General features: G+C 66.8%; 4 protein-coding genes. 3 read left to right on the top strand and 1 reads right to left on the bottom strand.

Annotated elements, in window-relative coordinates; all coding sequences use genetic code 11:
- Positions 1-149: SDR family NAD(P)-dependent oxidoreductase (locus tag AB0J09_RS59265; protein ID WP_360712281.1), on the bottom strand; the 149-nt coding region annotated here is incomplete at its 3' end.
- A gap of 169 nt (positions 150-318) precedes the next feature.
- Between AB0J09_RS59265 and AB0J09_RS59260 the strand changes: the two genes are divergently transcribed.
- The 3 genes from AB0J09_RS59260 (at position 319) to AB0J09_RS59250 (ending at position 3375) form a co-directional block, all read left to right on the top strand.
- Positions 319-1707, top strand: coding sequence for an amino acid permease (locus AB0J09_RS59260; RefSeq protein WP_360712279.1), 1389 nt, complete (start codon positions 319-321; stop codon positions 1705-1707).
- Between the two features lie 120 nt (positions 1708-1827).
- Positions 1828-2508, top strand: coding sequence for a C39 family peptidase (locus AB0J09_RS59255; protein WP_360712277.1), 681 nt, complete (start codon positions 1828-1830; stop codon positions 2506-2508).
- A 186-nt stretch (positions 2509-2694) separates the two neighbouring features.
- Positions 2695-3375 carry a C39 family peptidase gene (locus AB0J09_RS59250; protein ID WP_360712275.1) on the top strand — a complete coding sequence of 227 codons (681 nt, stop codon included), beginning with the start codon at positions 2695-2697 and terminating at the stop codon, positions 3373-3375.
- Positions 3376-3640: the final 265 nt, after the last annotated feature.

Raw genomic sequence — 3640 nt, 5'->3', positions numbered from 1 at the left:
CCCGCCCCCGCCGCGACGGCCGCCAGGCGTTCGCGATCGCGCCCGGCCAGCGTCAGCCGTGCGCCGGTGCCCGCCAGCGCCCGCGCGGTGGCCGCCCCGATCCCCGAGGAGGCCCCGGTGACCAGCACGTGGGCATCCGTGAGCCTCATGTGGTCGGTTCGTGCGCAAGCATCGGCCACCTACCTGTAACGGTGCGTATCACGGCGTACAGTCGTGTGCTTTCCACTCCCGCGCCGTCTCAACCAGCCGCCGATGAACGGTTCGGCATAGAGACGGCACAGGTGGGAAGTGCGCTCCCACGGAGTCTGTGAGGGCGTCATGGTCACGTCGCGAAGCGTCTTCAGGCGCAAGCCGGTGGAGCAGATCGCCACCGAGCACGAGGGAGACCTGTCCAGGTCACTCGGGCTGTGGCAGCTCACGGCCATCGGCGTGGGCGGCATCATCGGCGCGGGCATCTTCGCCCTGGCCGGGGCGGTCGCCAACCAGACGGCGGGGCCGGCCGTGCTCGTGTCGTTCCTCATCGCGGGGATCGCCAGCGCCGCCGCCGCGTTCTCGTACGCCGAGTTCGCGGGGCTGATCCCGAAGGCCGGGTCGGCCTACACGTACGGGTACGCGGTCTTGGGAGAGATCGTCGGCTGGTTCATCGGCTGGGACCTGCTGCTCGAGTACACCGCCATCGTCGCGGTCGTGGCCATCGGCATCTCCGGCTACTTCGGCTTCCTCGTCCAGCAGCTCGGCTTCACGCTGCCCGCGTGGATGCTCGGCGCGCCCGGCACCGGCGAGGGACACGTGGTGGACCTGTTCGCGGTGCTGCTGTGCCTGCTCATCGCCTTCCTGCTGAACCTCGGGATCCGCGCCGCCGCCAGGTTCGAGACGTTCGTGGTGGCCCTCAAGGTCGCCGTCGTGCTGCTGGTGATCGTGGTCGGCTTCTTCCACATCAATCCGGCCAACTACACCCCGTTCTTCCCGTTCGGGGTCAGCGGGGCGATCACCGGGGCCGCCACCGTGTTCTTCGCGGTGTTCGGCTATGACGCGATGAGCACCGCGGCCGAGGAGTCTCGGGACGCGCAGCGGCACATGCCGAAGGCGATCATCTACTCGCTGGCCATCTCCATGGTCCTTTACGTCCTGGCCACGCTCGTGCTCACCGGCATGCAGAACTACAAGCAGATCGACCCGGAGAGCGGCTTCTCCTCGGCTTTCAAGGCGGTCGGGCTGTCCGGGCTGGCGACCCTGATCGCGGCGGGAGCCGTGATCGGCATCCTCACGGTCATGTTCACGTTCATGCTCGGCGTCACCCGCGTCTGGTTCTCGATGAGCCGGGACGGCCTGCTGCCGCAGTGGTTCGCCAAGCTCCACCCCGTACGGCGGGTGCCGACGCGGGTCACGTGGATCGTGGGCGTCGCGTCGGCGGTGATCGCCGGGTTCCTGCCCATCCGTGAGGCGGCTGAGCTGACGAACATCGGGATCCTGCTGGCCTTCATGATCGTGTGCGTGGCGGTGATCGTGCTCCGCTACCGGCAGCCCGACCTTCCTCGCTCGTTCCGCACGCCGGGAATGCCGTACGTGCCGGGCATCGGGGCGCTCTTCTCGATCTGGCTGATCACGTTCCTGAATCCGGTGACGTGGCTGCGGTTCGCCGTCTGGTTCGTGATCGGGCTGATCATCTACTTCGCCTACAGCCGCCGGCACTCGATGCTGGCATAGAGCGCTTCGCGCCCCTTCTGCCCCCTCGGTCACACTGAGCTCTCGTTTGCACACATTTGAGCGATCAACTACGGTCCTTGACTGCTCTTTACATTTTGTGTGCATGCGTGGAGTGATCAAGTGAAGAACCCCAGAACGGGTAGCGGCATCGCCCTCACCGTGACCGTGACGGCCCTATGCCTCACCGCTCTGTCACCGGCCTACGCCTCCCCCACCCCGACTCCGACCCCGGCCGCATCCGCGGCCCCGTCCGCCGCCGCCACGACGCAGAGTCTTGTCGCGCCGCTGAAGTACCAGCTCAGCCTCAAGGGCCAGCGGCAGCAGACCAACTACTACTGCGTGCCCGCCTCGGCGTCGATGAGCCTGTCGACCTTCGGCATCAGCGTCAGCCAGTCGACCCTCGCCAAGAAGATGAAGACCACCCCGTCCGGCGGCACCAAGCGCACGTACGCCCTGCCGGCGGTCAATGCCTACGTCAAGTCCCGCGGCTACAAGTACACGGTCCCCGCCGACACGGCGGGCAACTCGTTCCTCCTCATGAGCCGGGTCGCGAACAACGTGGGCCAGCTGCACCGGGCGCCGTTGCTGGGGGTGTGGATGGAGCAGCTGCCCTGGAACAAGGGCAAGATCAAGGGCACCAAGATCGGCCACGCGATCATCGCCTACGGCTACGACAAGGTGGCCGGCACCATCACCGTCTACGACCCGTGGAAGCCCACCGGCGGCACCCACACCATCAGCGCCTCCACCCTGGCCGGCATCCTCCAGCCGGGCGGCATGTACTACATCTCCAAGCTTTAGCCGTAAATCCGAGCGCCTCCAGCGGGCCACCGCCCGCTGGAGGCACTGGCCTCGCCGTGACGGCAAAATTTGCCGCCCTCTTTTGTCCCATAAGTCACACAAAATCACTCTTTGCGCATATTTGACCGATTCGCTGCGGTCATTGACTACTCTTTGGTTCTTTGTGTGCATATGTGGAGTGATCACTTGAAGAACCATAGACCGGGGACCGGCATCGCCCTCGCCATGGCTGCGACGGTGGGCGCGCTCTGCTTCACCCCTCTCTCACCGGCCTACGCCTCCCCCGCCGCCCCCGCCGCGGCTCGGTCCGCGGCCGCCACCGCGAAGTCCGACCAGCTCGTCAGGCCGCTGAAGTACCAGCTCAGCCTGGACGGCCAGCGGCAGCAGACCAACGTCTACTGCGTGCCCGCCTCGTCGTCGATGAGCCTGTCGACCTTCGGCATCGCGGTCAGCCAGTCGACCCTCGCCAAGAAGATGAAGACCGCCCCGCCCTATGGCACCGAGGGCGTGAACGCCGTGCCGGTGATCAACGCGTACGTCAAGTCAAGCGGATACAAGTACACGATGCCCACCGACGCGGACGGCAACCCGGCCGTCCTCATGAAGCGGGTCTCCAACAACATCGGCCAGCTGCACCGGGCACCGGTGCTCACGGTATGGATGGAGCAGCTGCCCTGGAACAAGGGCAAACTCAAGGGCACCGAGATCGGCCACGCGATCATCGCCTACGGCTACGACAAGGCCGCGGGCACGATCACCGTCTACGACCCGTGGAAGCCCACCGGCGGCACCCACACCATCACCGCCTCCGCCCTGGCCCGCGTCCTCCAGCCGGGCGGCAACATGTACTACGTCTCCAAGCTCTGACAGGACACCGGGCCTGGCCTGTGCCACGGCCGCCAACTGAACGCCGCGGCGGTGCCACGCGTATCCCCACGTGAAGTCGGCCATGAAGTGGGACTTCGCGAGGAGGCATCGTAGTGACCGTGCCGACATGGCTTGGGCGGACAGCGGCGGCCGTGACGCTGACCTCGGTCGCCCTGACCTCCAGGGCGACGAAACGGCCCTGACCCTCCTGGAGGGCGTCGGCGCCACGATCGGCGGCGTGCTCGCCGCCGTGTGCAACGCGATC

This window comes from Nonomuraea sp. NPDC049784 (genome assembly GCF_040659615.1).
Lineage (GTDB): Bacteria > Actinomycetota > Actinomycetes > Streptosporangiales > Streptosporangiaceae > Nonomuraea.
This window is presented reverse-complemented; position numbering and strand designations above follow the sequence as displayed.